The sequence below is a fragment of the Singulisphaera rosea genome (assembly GCF_054877945.1).
Genome location: NZ_JBTYIP020000009.1, coordinates 1 through 15,800, shown reverse-complemented (window position 1 = coordinate 15,800; position 15,800 = coordinate 1). Strand labels below are relative to the sequence as shown.

Annotated in this window: 12 protein-coding genes; 5 read left to right on the top strand and 7 right to left on the bottom strand. The window is 63.2% G+C overall.

What is annotated here, in order from left to right:
• Window positions 1-7 precede the first annotated feature (7 nt).
• The 5 genes from ACYOEI_RS17040 to ACYOEI_RS17020 all read right to left on the bottom strand — a co-directional run bounded on the left by ACYOEI_RS17040 (window position 8) and on the right by ACYOEI_RS17020 (window position 7,583).
• A complete protein-coding gene (locus tag ACYOEI_RS17040) occupies window positions 8-1,657 on the bottom strand; it encodes a N,N-dimethylformamidase beta subunit family domain-containing protein (protein WP_462850732.1) in 1,650 nt (549 codons plus the stop codon).
• A 271-nt stretch (window positions 1,658-1,928) separates the two neighbouring features.
• Window positions 1,929-3,944, bottom strand: a complete 2,016-nt coding sequence (locus ACYOEI_RS17035) for a sulfatase (RefSeq protein WP_462850731.1) — start codon at window positions 3,942-3,944, stop codon at window positions 1,929-1,931.
• Window positions 3,945-3,984: 40 nt separating this feature from the next.
• Window positions 3,985-5,460 carry an alkaline phosphatase family protein gene (locus tag ACYOEI_RS17030; RefSeq protein ID WP_462850730.1) on the bottom strand — a complete coding sequence of 492 codons (1,476 nt, stop codon included), beginning with the start codon at window positions 5,458-5,460 and terminating at the stop codon, window positions 3,985-3,987.
• A complete protein-coding gene (locus tag ACYOEI_RS17025) occupies window positions 5,457-7,313 on the bottom strand; it encodes an alkaline phosphatase family protein (RefSeq protein WP_462850729.1) in 1,857 nt (618 codons plus the stop codon). The genes ACYOEI_RS17030 and ACYOEI_RS17025 overlap by 4 nt, the downstream gene beginning before the upstream one ends.
• A gap of 69 nt (window positions 7,314-7,382) precedes the next feature.
• Complete coding sequence (locus tag ACYOEI_RS17020) at window positions 7,383-7,583, bottom strand: hypothetical protein (protein ID WP_462850728.1); 201 nt, start codon at window positions 7,581-7,583, stop codon at window positions 7,383-7,385.
• A gap of 381 nt (window positions 7,584-7,964) precedes the next feature.
• Between ACYOEI_RS17020 and ACYOEI_RS17015 the strand changes: the two genes are divergently transcribed.
• Window positions 7,965-9,587, top strand: coding sequence for a sulfatase family protein (locus tag ACYOEI_RS17015; RefSeq protein WP_462850727.1), 1,623 nt, complete (start codon window positions 7,965-7,967; stop codon window positions 9,585-9,587).
• A 37-nt stretch (window positions 9,588-9,624) separates the two neighbouring features.
• Here the strand turns inward: ACYOEI_RS17015 and ACYOEI_RS17010 are convergent, their stop codons facing one another.
• Entirely contained in the window at window positions 9,625-10,626 is a 1,002-nt protein-coding gene (locus ACYOEI_RS17010) for an SGNH/GDSL hydrolase family protein (protein ID WP_462850725.1), read from the bottom strand.
• A gap of 277 nt (window positions 10,627-10,903) precedes the next feature.
• Between ACYOEI_RS17010 and ACYOEI_RS17005 the strand changes: the two genes are divergently transcribed.
• From ACYOEI_RS17005 to ACYOEI_RS16995, 3 genes are all read left to right on the top strand, one after another.
• Window positions 10,904-11,383, top strand: a complete 480-nt coding sequence (locus tag ACYOEI_RS17005) for a DUF4279 domain-containing protein (protein WP_462850723.1) — start codon at window positions 10,904-10,906, stop codon at window positions 11,381-11,383.
• Between the two features lie 73 nt (window positions 11,384-11,456).
• On the top strand, window positions 11,457-12,416 hold the full coding sequence (locus tag ACYOEI_RS17000) for an alpha/beta hydrolase (RefSeq protein ID WP_462850722.1): 960 nt from the start codon (window positions 11,457-11,459) through the stop codon (window positions 12,414-12,416).
• Window positions 12,417-12,829: 413 nt separating this feature from the next.
• Window positions 12,830-14,077: an IS256 family transposase gene (locus ACYOEI_RS16995; RefSeq protein WP_462850721.1), complete on the top strand. Its 1,248-nt coding sequence runs from the start codon at window positions 12,830-12,832 to the stop codon at window positions 14,075-14,077.
• 358 nt (window positions 14,078-14,435) lie between these two features.
• Here the strand turns inward: ACYOEI_RS16995 and ACYOEI_RS16990 are convergent, their stop codons facing one another.
• Entirely contained in the window at window positions 14,436-15,362 is a 927-nt protein-coding gene (locus ACYOEI_RS16990) for a DUF1559 family PulG-like putative transporter (protein ID WP_462850720.1), read from the bottom strand.
• 293 nt (window positions 15,363-15,655) lie between these two features.
• On the opposite strand from ACYOEI_RS16990, the gene ACYOEI_RS16985 reads away from it, so the two are divergent.
• Window positions 15,656-15,800, top strand: a 145-nt coding sequence (locus ACYOEI_RS16985; RefSeq protein ID WP_462850925.1) for a transposase, incomplete at its 3' end; no start/stop codon positions are given.

Genomic DNA, 15,800 nt, shown 5'->3' with positions numbered 1-15,800 from the left:
CCGTGGCTCAGCCCTCCAGGAAGCGTTCGATGACGTTTCGCGTGATCCGGGAGACGTGCTCATCGACGAGGATCGAGCTCGGCCAGGTGATCGACCCCGCGGAAAACACGGCGCCTCCGCTCTTCGTCCGGAAGTGGACGAGGTCGGCCCCACCGTTGTCGCGGTTGGTCCCCTTGGCGAGGCGTTCGACCCCTGCGGGCGAGCTCGGGGAGACCTTGTCGGTCTCGTGCCCCGAGGCACCCCCTTCGCAACGCATGTGCAAGCTCTTCTCCCCGAAGATGTCGCCGTCTCCGAGGCCCGTGCCGTGGAAGGCCCAGTGGGAGGCGTCGCCGACGCGGAACGGTGCGGCGGTCATGATGCCCGCGTCGTCGAAAACGACGCCGAGGAGGTTGGCCTCGGACTCGACGCGCATGTGGAACCGGCTCTCCAGCTTCTTCGCGATCAGCTCGCGGGCGTCGCCGTTCCGGTAGATCGCGGCCGAAGGTTCGACGAGCTCAACCTCGCAGTTCAGGCCGTTGCCGCCGAGGTAGAGGAGTCGCCCTCCTCGCTCGAATACCCAAGACTTGACGCGTTCATACATCCGTCGCGTCCAGTATTCGGGATGGGTGCTGATGATCAACACCTTGTAGGAATCGAGGTCGAGCACGCCGGAGTCGAGCTGGGTCTCGGAGTAGTAGTCGTGCGCGATCCCTTCGCGCTCGAGCCAGCCGAGGAGTCGCCACTCGGCGGGGGCGAGGTGGCAGGCCGCTCGGCCTTCGATCGGGTCGGTGATCCGTTCCGACTCGTCGATGCTGTTGATCGGCTCGGGGCGGTCGAACGAGAGCGGGGCGTAGTCGTCGGTGGCGTAGGTGATGCTGTCGGCGTCGGTGTAGCGTCGGAGCTCGAGTCGGGCGTTGACGGTGGGGGTGTCGGGGAGCCGGTCGGGGTTGATGTAGTTGCTCCGACCACCGAAGTTGTTGTAGGCGTTCCAGGTGATGTTGGAGGCCAGCACGGCGATCGGCGCGGTCGGAGACGACGGGGCGACGATCCAGGGGAAGGCGAATTTGGCCCCTCGGGCGGTCCGGGCGTGGAAGTAGTACAGGCCGGAGCGGGCGGGGGCCTCGATGGTTTGTTTGTGGTGGGGATTGGCGTAGCCGAACTTGTTCCACGCGACGCCGGTCTGGGTGTAGTCGCCATCGGGTGTGATCTGCATCGTCGCGCGCGGCCCGTGCTCGTCGAACCAGCCGAGGTTCTTGAGGAACTCCGGCTCGGCCCCGTAGCGCCAGAGACCGAGCTTATACGGTTCGACGGAGTGGACGCGGAATTCGGAGCGCTCGCCCGAGCGCACCCACTTCGGCCAGGCATAGCCGAGGAGGCCGTCCGTGAGGAGTCGGAAGTGGTGCGGTTCTCGTCCCCCGACCTCGATATGAACGCTCTTCGCGCCGAAGCCGAGCTTCTGGAGTGTGACCTTGTACGGGCCAGGCTCGAGGTCGATGTGGACGGAGCCGGAGGCCCGAGAGCTCGTCTCGAACGAGCCGGAGGGTCCTTCGAACTCGAGGAGGACTCCGGGGAGCGCGACGTAGCGTTCGTCGCTGACGTAACCGACCAGCATTGGCGAAACTCCGGCGCCGGGCGAGCCTCGATCGTCGAGGAGGACGGTGGGGGCCCGGGCGTTCACGCCTCGGTCCGTGGGCGACGCTCGGGGAGAGGGGAGAGGGCCCAAGTCCCAACGTAGTCGACCGGACTCGACAATGCAACTCGCCCGGGTCGGCGATGTGGAGGTCAACGAATTCCGATCGGTGACTGCCCCGAAACCTGTTGTTTTCTTAAACAACGGGTATCTGATGCTCTCGACGTCGGCGACCCCTCAGGGGTGTTATAGCAACGTGAACTCAAACACAAACCATTTGTTTAAAAAAACAACAGGTTTCGAGACAGGTCCCGCGTTGCTATCGACGAGCGCCGGATTGGACCTTCGCCGGAGGGATCAACCGGTTGAGCTCCTGGCGGGATTCGCCGAGGCGCTGCTGGAACTCGGGGGCTTTGGCGAGGTTTCGGGCTTCTCCGGGATCCTTCTCGAGGTCGAAGAGCTCTTCGAGGGTCTGACCGATCCGGTGATAGACCGTCCCTTCGGAGATGAGGGCCCGGCGGAGGCCTTCGCTGGGGACGGCGTAACGGAGCAGGGGGGGGAGCTTGGTGTTGAAGGCGAACTCGGACTCCACCGGATCGGCTGTCCCGTTCGACTCGCCGTTCCCCGGACGCCAGGTCCTCGCGAGCGAGGTCCCGGGGAAATCCGCTGCGGTCCGAGGGTCGGGCCCGAGAAGGTCGAGGACGGTTGCGGGCAGGTCTCGCATCGAGACCGGGCCGGGGACGACCCGACCGGCCGGGACCTTGCCGGGAGAAATGACGAGCAGGGGGACGTGGATTTCGGGCTGATAGAGCGTCGCCCGATGGCCGAAGACCGGCTTTCCCTCGAGCTGGTGCTCACCGAAGTGCTCGCCGTGGTCGGCGGTGACGATGACGACCGTGTTTTCGAGGGCTCCGAGCGCTTCAAGCTCCTGGAAAAGATGCCCGAGTTGGTCGTCGAGGTAGGCGACGCAGTCGTCGTAGGCGTCTCGGGCGAGGGTGACTTGCGAGGCGTTGGGGACCCAGCGCTCTTCGGCGATCCAACCGCGGAGAGTCTGGTAATCGGCGAGCGTCTTCGGCTGGACGCCGAAATGTCGACGGGCGTCTGGGGGGAGCAGGTAGGGGTCGTGGGCGTCCATGTAATTCAGGAACGCGAAGAAGGGGCGACCACGCTCCGAGGCGATCCAGCGGAGAGCGTCGCGGTTCACTTTCGACGCGGTCTTGCGGTACTGCTCCACCTCGAGGGGATGCCGAGGGGCGAGCCCGACTGCCGGGTAGATGCGGTCGAGGAGGGTCCCGAGTCGGTGGCAGACCAGGCCTCCGAGGGCGGACGTCCGGAGGATCTCGAGGGGGGTGATGACGTAGTCTTCGTAGTGGGAGAAACCCCGGCTCAGGCCGTACTCGGTCGTGCAGAAGACCGTGTTGGCGACGAACCCACCCGTCCGATAGCCTCGACGACCGAGGGCCTCGGCGAGGGTCGGGAACTTCGCGTCGAGGGGCCGCTCGGCGCCCACGCCGAGCTCCCAGGCTCGGTGTCCGGTGAACATGCTACTATGCGAGGGCAAGGTCCACGGCGCGGTCGCGATCGCGGAGGCGAAGCGGGTCCCCTTCGCCGCGAGCTTCGACAGGTTCGGGGTCGTGTCCCGGTCGGTGCGATGGAGGCTCGTGGCGTCGGCGCGGACGGTGTCCATCACGACGAGCAGGACATTGGGCGCGTCCTTGCGAGGCTCCGGCAAGGCCGCGGTCGCACGGTGCTCCGCCAGGACGTCTCGGCCGTACGAAAACCCAACCAGGCCGAGGAAGACCAGGATGAGCGCCGGGAGGCTGCGGCCCACGACCGTATGAAACCCGAGGGAGTGCGACCTGAGCCAGGGGACGACCCAGGAGGCCAATCCGAGCGAGAGCACGCCGCAGGCGGTCCCCTTCAACCCCGGGATCATCAACAGCGGGCCGAGGAAGCTGAGGATCGCCAGGACGTAGTTCAAGACCACTCGGCCGATCCTCGGGAACCGGCAGGCGAGGATCGCGAGCAGAAGCCCGGTGGTCTCGAAGATCGCCAGGTTCGCGGCGGGGATCATCCAGAGGACGTGCGGGCTCTTGCGATAGAATCCGTCGCGAAGCGTCTCCGCACGGACCACGAACAGGCCGAATTCGATGAGCCCGACCAGCAGGGCACACCAGGCGGCCAGCGCGACCGTCGAGAGGACGATCTGGGCGGTCGAGGGTTTCTCGACGATCGGGTTGGGCTCCGGTTCCTGGGTGCGGAGGCCCGAATCGTCGGTCGTCGATGGCGGCGCGACCCCCTGCGGCCCGGCCGGGCCGTTGTTCGAACGTTCCATGCGTGTTCTCTCTCGCTCGGACGGCCCCGAAGGGCCGCCGTCAACCGATGTAGCCGAGGCCTCGGAGCCGGTCGCGGACGATCGACTCGCCGTTGTCCTCGCCTTCCCCCTCACCTGCCGACCCGTCGCCGCCTGGGGCTTTGCCGGCGACGAGCGACTGTCCTTGCATCGAGGGGGGAATGTCGTAGCCACCCAGCTCCAGCAGCGTCGGGGCGATGTCGAGGAGCCGTGCTCCTTCGATCTCGCCCGAGAGCGGGTTGTTCGAGGCGCAGAGAATAAAGGCGCCGTGCTGGGCGTGGTTGCAGTCGTCGGGGCCGGTGTCGTTCTCGAGGACGTGGATCGTCGGATAGCCGACGCCGCCGACCGAGCGCCAGGCCAGGGCTCCGAAGTGGACGATGAGGTCGGGGGCGACGTTCTTCATCGACTTGTAGAGCTCTTCGGGCTTGAAGACCAGGGTCCCGAGGAGCTTACCGTCCGGGTCGGTCGTGGCCTCGAACCGGGCCTTGATCTCGTCCCGGACACGCTCGTAGTCGGCCGGGTCGATGATCCCGTTCGGCTCTCGGCCTTTGACGTTGAGGAAGACGCGAGCGTAATAGCCCCCTTCGCTCCAGGCGGTCGTCCGGGACCAGTCGACGTCGAGCTTCTCGAACGGGGTGACCTTCTCGGGGTACGAGTTCAGGACGAGGAGCCCTTCGCGGATCAGCCACTCGTTGACGCAGAACCCGCCGTCGAGCCGACGGGCGCCATGGTCGGAGACCACGAGGACGACCGTGTCGTCCGTGAGCAGTTCGAGAATCGAGCCGATCTCGCGGTCGAGCTCGAGGTAGTAGTCGCGGATCGTCTCGCGGAACGGGCTGTTCGGGTCGTGGAGGACATGCTCGGGGTCATGGTGGCTCCAGAACCCGTGGTGCATCCGGTCGAGGCCGATCTCGACGAACTGGAAGTAGTCCCACTCGGCCTTCTTGAGGAAGTGGCGGACGACCTCGAAGTGCTTCCGACTCATCTCCAAGGTCTGGTCGCGAAGCCAGGCCTTGTCGTCGGTCCGGAACCCCTTGACGTCGACGGGATACTCGCCGACGAGGTTGCGAATCTCTTCACTGATGTTCGCGGGGTGGGTGAAGACGTCGCGCGTGGTGTCGGGGGTCAGGAAGCAGCCGACGGAGATCCCGTTGATCTTACGGGGCGGGAAGCTCGGTGGGACACCGATCACGACCGACTTGCCCCCTTCGCGGGCGATCTGGTCCCAGATCGCGATCGCGTCGAAGGAGCGGGAGTTCACGATCCCGAGACGGCTGTACGAGTGGTCGACCCGGTTCCGGAAGCCGTAGACGCCGAGCGAGCCCGGATCCTGGCTGGTCGCCATGCACATCCAGGCCGGGACGGTGATCGGGGGGATGACGCTCTCGAGCCGGCCGTAGCAGCCCATCTCCATGAGTCGGCCGATGTTCTCGAGGCGTTCGTCGCCGAAGAGGAGCTCAGGAGCGGCGCAGTCGAGTCCGATGACCAGGATCTTCATGACAGCAGAGAACTCCCTTCCATCGCCGGGCCGGGGGGGACACCCAGTGCCGCCAGGATCGTCGGGGCGAGATCGAGGAGCCTCGCCCCTTCCTGGCGGAATGACCGATCCATGAACAGGACACCCGGCACGAGGGACGGGTCGACGATATGATCGCCCCCCCATGCGTTGGTGTTGTCTTCGAGCACGGAGGCGCCGACGCCCCCCATCGAGGTGCCCCAGGAGACCCGGTAACCCCTCGAGAAGAAGACGAGCAAGTCGGCGGACTCCGAGACATAGGGGCCGCTGTAGAGCGACTCACGCGTCCGGACGTCGCGCACGGCGATCTCGCCGTTGGTAGGATCCTGGAGGCCTCGGAGGCCTCGGATGATCGCCTCTTTCAAGGGCTCGGCCTCGTCGTGGGCGACGATCCCTTGACCCTCTCGCCCTTTGATATTCAGGTAGATCCCGCCGAGCCCGAGCGCGTACGCCTTCGTGCGGGACCAGTCGACCTGGCGGAGCAGGTCGCCGGCCTCGTGGCCGGGGCGCACGCCATCCTTCAAGGTGAGGAGCCCCTGGGCGTGGAGCCAGGCGTTGAGGTCGACGCAGCGTCGGAAGCTGCCGAAGCCGTGGTCGCTGAGCGCGATCGTGAGCGTCCGGTCGTCGGCGAACTCGAGCGCCGCCCCGACGGCACGATCCGCACGCCGGTATTGTTGCGCGATGACCTTGGTGAATTCCTCAGGGGGCGTCTGCCCTCGATTCGCGGGGTGATCCGGCTCGAGGAAACGCCAGAACATGTGCTGGACGCGGTCGGGCGTGTCGAACAGGCAGTAGGTGAGCCCGTCCTTGCCGCGCGCCAGCTCGTGGACCATCATCTGCTGGCGTTCGTCCCAGACCTGGTCGCACTGGTCGAGGAAGGCGCGTTCGTCGATCCGGCCATTGCTGAGGCCGGCGTGGTCCTCGATCATCCCCGACGTATAGTACGGCCCGTACTCGTCGGAGAGCTCCCTCGCATAGTCCTCGGGGCTGCTGATCGGGAAGAGGGGAGAGTCGGGGTCGAAGTTGATCGGCGAGGCGTAGAGCGCGAACTCGTTGCCGAGGCGGACGAGGCGGAACCGCACAAGCCCTCGGATCGTTCGGAGCATCCCGAGCTTGAACTTGACGCGCAGCCATTCGCTCCAACGCCCCAACGCGACCTCGAGCTCGCCGGGCGACGCACCAGGGCAGCGTAGGAGGATCTTCCCGGCGTCGGGGTTGGGGTGGATCGTGATCTCGAGCTTGAGATCCGACCGATCTTTCGGGTTTCGAGGCCCGATCAGGTAGGTGCTGATCGTCCCGGAGGCGTCGGGCTGGACCCGGACGACCTGCTCGGCTTCGCCCGGGGTCACGCCGTCGAGCGAGGTGTAGAAGGTGCTCGTGCCCAGGCCACCTCGAAGGTCGGGGACTCCCATGCCCGAGAGCATCCGCCCTCGGACCGAGTCGGCCGGGTAGGTGCATGGGCATCGGATCACGGACGAGCGTACTCCCGCGGCCGACAGGAAGTCCCAAAGCGGGGTCCCTCGGCGCAGGTTGACGGCCTTCGGCGGGGTGAAGGCGTTCTTCTGCTCGTAGCGGTTCAAAGCGAGGTCGGGGAGGTAAGTCGCGGGGTCGCGGCGAAGGAAGTCGAAGATCCCGTGTCCGCCGGGATTGACCCCCGTGGCGAACGTCGACCAGGCGACCGGAGTCTGCGCCGGGGCCGTGGTCGCGACGCGCGTGAGGCCGCCCCGGTCGCGGAGCGAGGCCAGGTTGGGCAGCTCGCCCGACGCCAGCATCGGTTCGACGATCGAAGGCTCGAGGCCATCCAGGCCGACGACGATGACTTTATTGATATTCATCTCATCACGATCGAAGGTCGTTGACGGGCCCGAAACACGCCGACGGATTGGGGATTCGGGGCAAGGCCGTCACGACTTCGGCGATCCGACGGATTCGGGCGACTTCCGGCTCGAGGTCCCGAAGACCCGGGACTTGGTGAGCCGAACCCAGCGAACGACGGTGGCGTAACCGAGCCGTCCCACCGTGAGGACGACGCCCACGACGGCCGCGACCGCGGAGGCGAGAGGCAAGGTCGTCTCGGGCCCGAAATAGCCGAAGAGCGCAGGCATGGCGGTCCCCTCCCGGAAGGTATCAAACGATGACCCATGCCCACGGACCGGGCGGAATCGGGCCGACATCCACTTTACATCGGATGAGCGTGATCATCACGACGTCGCTCAGGATTTTACCGACATCGTCCGTGCCGTGACAGTGACGTTCGATGGTCCCCTCATTCTATTTACAGGGATTTACGCGGCCAGCCTTGCCGCTTACGGGAGAAGACCGAATGGCGGCCGGGGCCTCCTTGACTCGAAGCGTTCCCGGCATGAGAACAAGGATTGCCTCGAGGTCGTGCGAGGAAAGAACCCCGCAAATGGGATGAAGATAAGGCCTCGACGACCTGCATGAAGGGCAACCGGGCTTTCGGATACGATCAGGGAGTGAGTCGAATGAGCAGGATAGGGGATTTTTCGCGGGACGTCCGCACCTCGAGATGGACGGCGGCCCTCGCGCTTGCCTGGGCCTTGAATCTCGGGGCGACGGGCCCGGGTGTGCCGGTGTCAGCAGCGGAGGGGATCGCGAAGCGTCCAAATGTCCTGTTCATTTTTTCCGATGACCATGCGTACCAGGCCATCGGTGCCTATAACGACCCCCGCAAGCTCGTCGCCACGCCGAACATCGACCGGATTGCCCGGCAGGGGATCCGTTTCGACCGCTGCCTCGTGCCGAACTCGATCTGCGGGCCGAGCCGGGCGACCGTGCTGACCGGGAAGTACAGCCACGCCAACGGGTTCTACAACAACACAAACAGCCGATTCGACGGCTCGCAGGAGACCTTCCCGAAGCAGCTTCGGGGGGCGGGCTACCAGACGGCGGTCGTCGGCAAGTGGCACCTCGTGAGCGATCCCGCCGGGTTCGACTACTGGCACATCCTGCCGGGGCAGGGGGTCTATTACAACCCGCCGATGATCGACAACGGCCGCAAGGTGACCCACGAAGGGTACACCACAGACATCATCACGGATCTCTCGCTCGACTGGCTCAAGAACCGCGACAAGTCGAAGCCGTTCCTCCTGATGTGCCAGCAGAAGGCCCCTCACCGCGAGTGGGCCCCAGCGCTTCGGCACCTCGGCCACGACGGCGACCGGACCTATCCCGAGCCGGAGACCCTGTTCGACGACTACGCGGGCCGCGGCAAGGCCGAGCACGAGCAGGACATGACCATCGCCAAGACCATGACCCCCTTCGACCTCAAGCTAACCGCCCCCGGGCAGCTCAACGCCGAACAGCGCAAGGCCTGGGACGCCTACTACGGCCCTCGCAACGAGGCGTTCCGCAAGGCAAACCTCAAGGGCGACGACCTCGTCCGCTGGAAGTACAACCGATACATGCACGACTACCTCGGCTGCATCAAGGCCGTCGACGAGGGGGTCGGGCGGTTGCTGAAGTACCTCGACGACGAAGGGCTGGCCGAGAATACGATCGTCGTCTACGCGGCCGACCAGGGCTTCTACCTCGGCGAGCACGGTTGGTTCGACAAGCGCTGGATCTTCGAAGAATCACTGCGCACGCCTTGCCTGATGCGTTGGCCGGGCGTGATCGAGGCCGGGCGCGTCAACAAGGACCTGGTCTCGAACCTGGATTTCGCCGAGACCTTCCTCGAAGCGGCGGGCCAGCCGGTCCCGGCCGGGATGCAGGGGCGGAGCCTGTTGCCGATCCTCCGGGGCAAGACGCCCGAGGACTGGCGCAAGAGCTTCTATTACCACTACTATGAGTTCCCCGGCCCGCACAGCGTGGCACGCCACTACGGGGTCGTGACCGACCGCTACAAGCTCGCCCGCTTCTACGGCCCTGACGTCGATTCCTGGGAACTCTTCGACCTCCAGACCGACCCGAGAGAACTCAAGAGCGTCTATGGCGAGCCCGGGTACGCGGCGGTCCAGGCGGACCTGTTGAAGGAGTTGGCGAGGCTCCGCAAAGATCTCAAGGTGACCGAGCAAGACCCTAAGGAATCGGACATCGGGACTCGCCCGGCCGCAAAGTCCAAGGCGGCGCCGGCCGCTTCGCGTTGAGATGAGGCTTGAAGGGCGTCTGCGGCCGGTTCGATCCTCAAGGCGACGGCTTGAGGATCGCCCGGATCTTGGAGTCGGCCTCGGAGGCCTGCCGTTCGGCTTCGGCCAGGGGCAGGCCCTTGGCCATGCCCGGGCGCGTGTGGCCGGTCTCGGTCAGCCAGGCGTCCTTGAGCCGTCCCTGTCGGCGCTGGACGAGCGGCAGGATTTCGGCCCCATGGGGGATTTCCGCCAGGGCCTGCTCGACCCGGGCCGCCTTGGCGGGACCTTCACCCAGTGCGCCCCAGTGCCGTAAGATCGCTTGCGCGATCAGCCAGTGGCCTTCGGCGTTCAGGTGGACCCCGTCGCCGGCGAGCCGGAACGTCGGATCCTTGCGCCTCTGCTCGGCGAGGTACGCCGAGGTCGGGCCGTGGGCATCCACGACCTCCCAGCCTTGGTCCCGTTGCGAGATCAACCACTCGGAGTAGCGCCGGAGGACGTCGTCATACCCTTCGAACGGCCGCCTGTACTCGGCGAGGCCGGCGGGGAGCGTCTGGGCCCGGATCGGTTCCGGGTCGAAGACCGGTGGGGTGACGATCACGATCTTGGCCCCGATGGCCTTCGCCTGGTCCCGGAGGTGTCGGACCCCTTCCTGGAACTTGGCGAACCGCTCCTCGGAGAAGGGATAATACATCCCGCAGTTCATCCCGTAGCAGGCGACGATGAGGCCCGGCTTCGTCTTCTCGAGCACCCGCCCGAGCCGTTCGCGAAGCTCGGGCCGAGGGAACTTGCCCCCCGCGTGACCCGGCTCGGAGAGGCCCGAGACCGTCTCGCTCGGCAAGCCGAGGTTGAGGAACTCGCACGCCAGCCCGGGATTCTGAGCCCGCAAGACGGCCTCGACATCCTCGACATAGCCCCCTGCGTACGTGTTGCTATCCCCGAGGAAGACCACGCGCCGGACCCCCTCCAGCGGATTCGCCGCGGCCAGGGCGTGTGTGCTCACGCCGAGGATCGGCAGGACCAGGATGGCGTGTCGGATAAGAATCAGGCAAAGGAAACGCATTTTCCGCTCCAGAAGAGGCCTCGACATTCGAGCACGGGGCGAGACGAAGCCAAGGAGGCTCTTCGTCAGGATGGTTCTAACTGGCTCCGTGACTGAAGTGCAATTTAACCTCCGGAGTGGGCAGATTCCCACCGGGCAAGAATTCTTCTTGGCTTGGGCCGTGTCGACTTGGCCGATGAACGGCGCGTTGGCATCGTTAAAGAAACTAGAAAATAGGTCTGGAACCCAGTAGACTTTCAATAAAGCTAACGGCAATCAGTCGCGTACTCCGAGCAGAATGAGGTCTCGTCGCGACATCCTGTGCGCACTCACTCATCTATCGGAGATAGACGTGGGAGATGAAACGACAGAGCTGGAAGAAGAAGCTCACTACTTTGATTTCAGCGCCACTCTTCGTATCTTTGGGCAGATTCCAGACCTAGATGAAATCAGTAAAGCTCTAGGATTGAACCCTACTGACGCTTACAGAAGAGAGGAGAGATCGAGCAGGAGATTTCGTCCCCACGACTTCGACATGTGGAAGTACACAGCGCCCGTACCCCGAGATCGTCCACTCGAGGTCCACATTCAGACACTATGGTCGCACATCAAGCCGCACAAGGACTATCTGCGTCGACTCAAAGAAACTCTCACTGTAGATGTGTTCTGTGGCTACCGCTCTAACAGTTGTACTGCAGGGTTTGAGGTCTCATATTCGGCCCTTGAGATGTTCGTTCAGCTTCAGATTCCTTTCGGTGTTTCTGTTGTGATTTCTTAGTTCCGCCATCGCTCGCACCTCGTGAAAGAGGCTAACTGTGAGACCTCGCCTCAACCGGAGAATTTTCCTTGGGTTGTCCGCATTGGGGACGGCCTCGTGGGCGATGGAGCCCCATGCACCTGAAGCCAATGAGGTTGGTCCACGCCAGACGTATGATTACAAGGTCGTCGACGGCTGTCACATCAAGCTCGATGTCTACGGCGCCTCGCGTGAAGTAGCGCGACCCGTGGTCATCTGGATCCACGGCGGTGCGCTCATCATGGGCCATCGTGGAGGCATCGCCCAAGGAAGGAACGACCTCGCCTTACTCGGCGCCCTCACCGGGGCCGGTTACGTGGTCGTTTCCATCGATTATCGTCTCGCGCCCGAGACGAAGCTGCCAGCCATCATCGAAGACGTCCAGGATGCTTGCCGCTGGATTCGTGACCGTGGTCCGAATTTGTTCCGCATCGTGCCGGATGGGCTCGCCGTGATGGGAGCCTCAGCGGGCGGATATCTCGCCTTGATGACGGGATTCCGAGTCGAGCCTCGTCCCAAGACCCTTGTCTCATTCTATGGCTATGGGGACATTGCTGGCCCCTGGTATAGTCGGCCCGACCCGTTCTATCGTAGCCTGCCCCTGATCTCGGAGAATGCGGCACGGAAGGCGGTCGGCAGCAGAGTGATCTCGGAGGATTCCGGCAAGAACGATCGATCACGGTTCTATCTCTTTTGCCGACAGCAGGGGCTCTGGACCAAGGAAGTGGCCGGATACGACCCCGCTGTTGAGCCGAGGGCGCTCGATCCATTCTGTCCCTTGCGCAACGTGATGAATACCTTCCCTCCAACTCTTCTCATCCACGGGACGAAGGATACGGACGTGCCCCTCGAGCAGTCGGAATTGATGGACCGAGAACTTGCCCGCAAGGGCATAGAACATGAGCTCATCACGGTCCAGGGCGGGGTACACGGGTTAGCCGGAACGGAACCAGCGGTCCTCGCCGACATCAACACTCGCATCGTGGCCTTCCTGTCCAAGCAATTTGGGAACTAGCGAACTTCTGGTCCGTCGGCCTAAACCTCCTTTCCGCCATACCCATCCGCCAGCTTCCACAACTTCAGAATCGTCTGCCCCTCGGGCGTGAGTACGAACCCCTGCCCCCGACATGCCGGGCAAGGATCGGGCAGATCGGGGCTTGAGACAAGCCCCTAGCCTCGGCAACACGGGCAATCGGCGAACAGGGAGATCATCTCCACGGCGGCACCTGGGATGGACCACGATACTGAATACCTGTGTCGTATCCCGCAAGCCAGAGGTGCGCCAAGGGCAAGTGATGCCCTACCTGCTCTATGCGGGGGGTATAACCGAAAGTCGTGTTCGGGGGATCGAAAGGCGGCGGGGTATCCTTGGTGATGCAATCGCTAAAAAGCACACCGATGGCCAACGAGGCCGAGGAGTCCCCCGCCATGATTCAGTCTACAACCGAGATCCGCATCGTGCCCCTGGCTCCCTCCCAGGACGTCTTCACCGACATCCTCCGGGACGGTGCACGGCGGCTCCTGGCCCAGGCCATCGAGGCCGAGGTCGCCGCTTGGATCGATGATCATGCCCATCTCAAGGACGACCAGGGCCGCCGCCAGGTCGTCCGCAACGGCCACCTGCCCGAGCGGATCATCCAGACCGGGATCGGCCCCGTCGACGTCCAGCAACCCCGAGTCCGTGACCGCAGGCCCGTCGACCAGAGGGAGGCCTTCACCTCGGCCATCCTGCCGCCGTACCTGAGGAAGACCAAGAGCCTGGAAGGGTTGCTCCCCTGGCTCTATCTCAAGGGGATCAGCACGGGCGACTTCTCCGAGGCCCTCAAGGTGATCCTCGGCCCCGACGCCCCGGGGTTCTCGGCCAGCACGATCACCCGGCTGAAGGCCTCCTGGGAGGAGGAGTTCGCCGCCTGGAGCAAGCGGTCGCTGTCGGGGAAGCGGTACGTCTACGTCTGGGCCGACGGCGTGCATTTCAACATCCGGCTCGAAGGGGGCCGGCAGTGTATCCTGGTCCCGATGGGGGTGACGGAGGAGGGGAAGAAGGAGTTGATCACGATCGCCGACGGTTACCGGGAGAGCGAGCAGTCGTGGAAGGAACTGCTGCTCGACTGCAAGGCCCGAGGGCTGGAGGTCGAGCCGAGCCTGGCGATCGGCGACGGGGCGTTGGGTTTCTGGAAGGCAATGCGTCAGGTCTGGGAGAAGACGAAGGAGCAGCGTTGCTGGGTGCATAAGATGGCGAACATCCTCGACAAGCTGCCCAAGGGTGCGCAACCGAAGGCGAAGGGGGCGTTGCACGAGATCTATGGTGCCGAGAGCAAGGCGGAAGCAGAGAAGGCGCTGGACCTGTTCGTGAAGACGTACGGTGCGAAGTACCCGAAAGCGACGGAGTGCCTGGAGAAGGACAAGGAGGAACTGCTGGCGTTCTACGACTTCCCTGCGGAGCACTGGCGGCACATCCGGACGACGAACCCGATCGAGGGCGTGTTCTCGATGGTGCGACTGAGGCACGACAAGACGAAGGGGAGCGGGAGCCGGGTCGCCTGCCTGACGATGGTGTTCAAGCTGATGGAGAGTGCATCAAAGAGTTGGCGATCGTTGAACGGTTCACCGTTGCTCCAGGACGTCGTGAAAGGGACCGTCTTCAAGGACGGCGTCAAGGAAAAGACCGCCGCCTGAAAATCCCCAAACACAACTCTTGACCATACCCCCAAACCGTTCCCAATCACCGTTTTCGTCCTCCTGCGCTATGTAAGTGCTTACCTCCACAGTGCGCGATTGACTAGCGTTGACAATCTTTCCAGAAACACCAACACTCCCGGGAGCCGAGGGGATAATAGCATCGTCCGCAGGCGACTGTATCAGCATGTAAGACACTGCATTGGCATCTGTCGTGAGGCAATTGAATGCCATGATGGCGAATATGGCCTTGAACGAGGCCGCTAAGACGGCATGACGAGTCATCGTGTGAACTTCCTTCGAAAAGGGAACTCTCGTCCTGTTCTCCACGAAACAGGATCTGATTAGAAAAAACGGATCACAAACCTTCGGTGATTTCTTGTCCGTTCATCGTGCCGATGGCACGCCAGATCGGTTGCGTGATCGACTCACTCACGAACTTGACGTGGCCGTCCCCGAAAGCCACGTTAGTCCCGCCGTGAGAACTTGCAGCGGTCCATGCACCCTGCAACGTAAGGGTTCCGTTCGTGCAAGAGTTCTCATCCGGCGACAAAATGTGGTTATACAGGGAATATCCAAAGCCTGGTTTGGCCCAGGTTTGGCCCAGAAACACTCCGTTGATTTGGGCCGATTTCGGATCGAGGCTTTTGCACTCGTCGGCAAATTTTTCGAACTCGGCCGGTTTTATCAAAACGACGGGCGTCTGGTACACGGACCGTCGTCCTGCTCGATCAGGGAAGGCTACGCCCGAAAGCCATTCGGAGGCGAAAGCGGTGTTGCTGAGGCCGTCTGTCACGGCAGGGAACCCGACGCGACCGAATATTTGGGGGTCGCAGCTGAAAGGCCCATTGCTGAAGCCTCCGAATCCAGCGTTAAGTCCATAGTTTGACCTGCCGGGCTTAGACCAGCTCAAACTATCGGAAGGGCATAAAAATGTATCAACTGTTATGCGTTGCAAAGTTTTTTCGAAAATCTTGTCATCGAAGTTAATTGCATTGTAAATGTTCACTTGATCAACGTAAGGCAGAAGCCGGGCAAGCGGGGAGTAGAGCCCGATCGAGCTGGGATACACTCCGGAAGCCGTCGCGTACGACGTCAGCCCGAGGCCTATTTGCCGGAGGTTGTTTGTACACTGAGCCCTTCTTCCGGCCTCGCGAGCTGCTTGGACGGCCGGCAAGAGCAGCGCCACCAGCACCCCGACGACAAATAGGACAACCAGAACTTCTATGAGGGTAAATCCGCGATCGCATTGATTAGCGTGCGACAGCTTTGTGGGAGTAGTCATTATTCTTTGGCTTTCGTTGAACAAAGCGACGTTTCCACCAGATTCGCAAGAAGCCGTGCGGCACTACGGGTTGGACTAATCAATCCTTCATTAGGATCGGCATCTTATCCGTCTGAAACACCTCTAGTCCAGGCTCGTCCCATCCGAAAATTTTCCGTTTTGTGGCCTACCTCCGATGGTCGCATTGTTAGCGTTTCCTAACGTCTTAGAGGCTATCCGGTAATCCGAAAATTTCGTAACCTACACCTGTAGAAGGAGTCAGGCCGATCGACATCTGTCCGAGGATTATTCCCATGCGTAAGTCCTATCCTTCCGACCTCAGCGACGAGCAGTGGGCTATCCTCGAGCCTCTCATCCCCATCAACTCGACCGGCCGGCCCCGCAAGGTCCCCATGCGTGAGGTCCTCAACGCCATCTTCTACCTCAACCGGTCCGGCT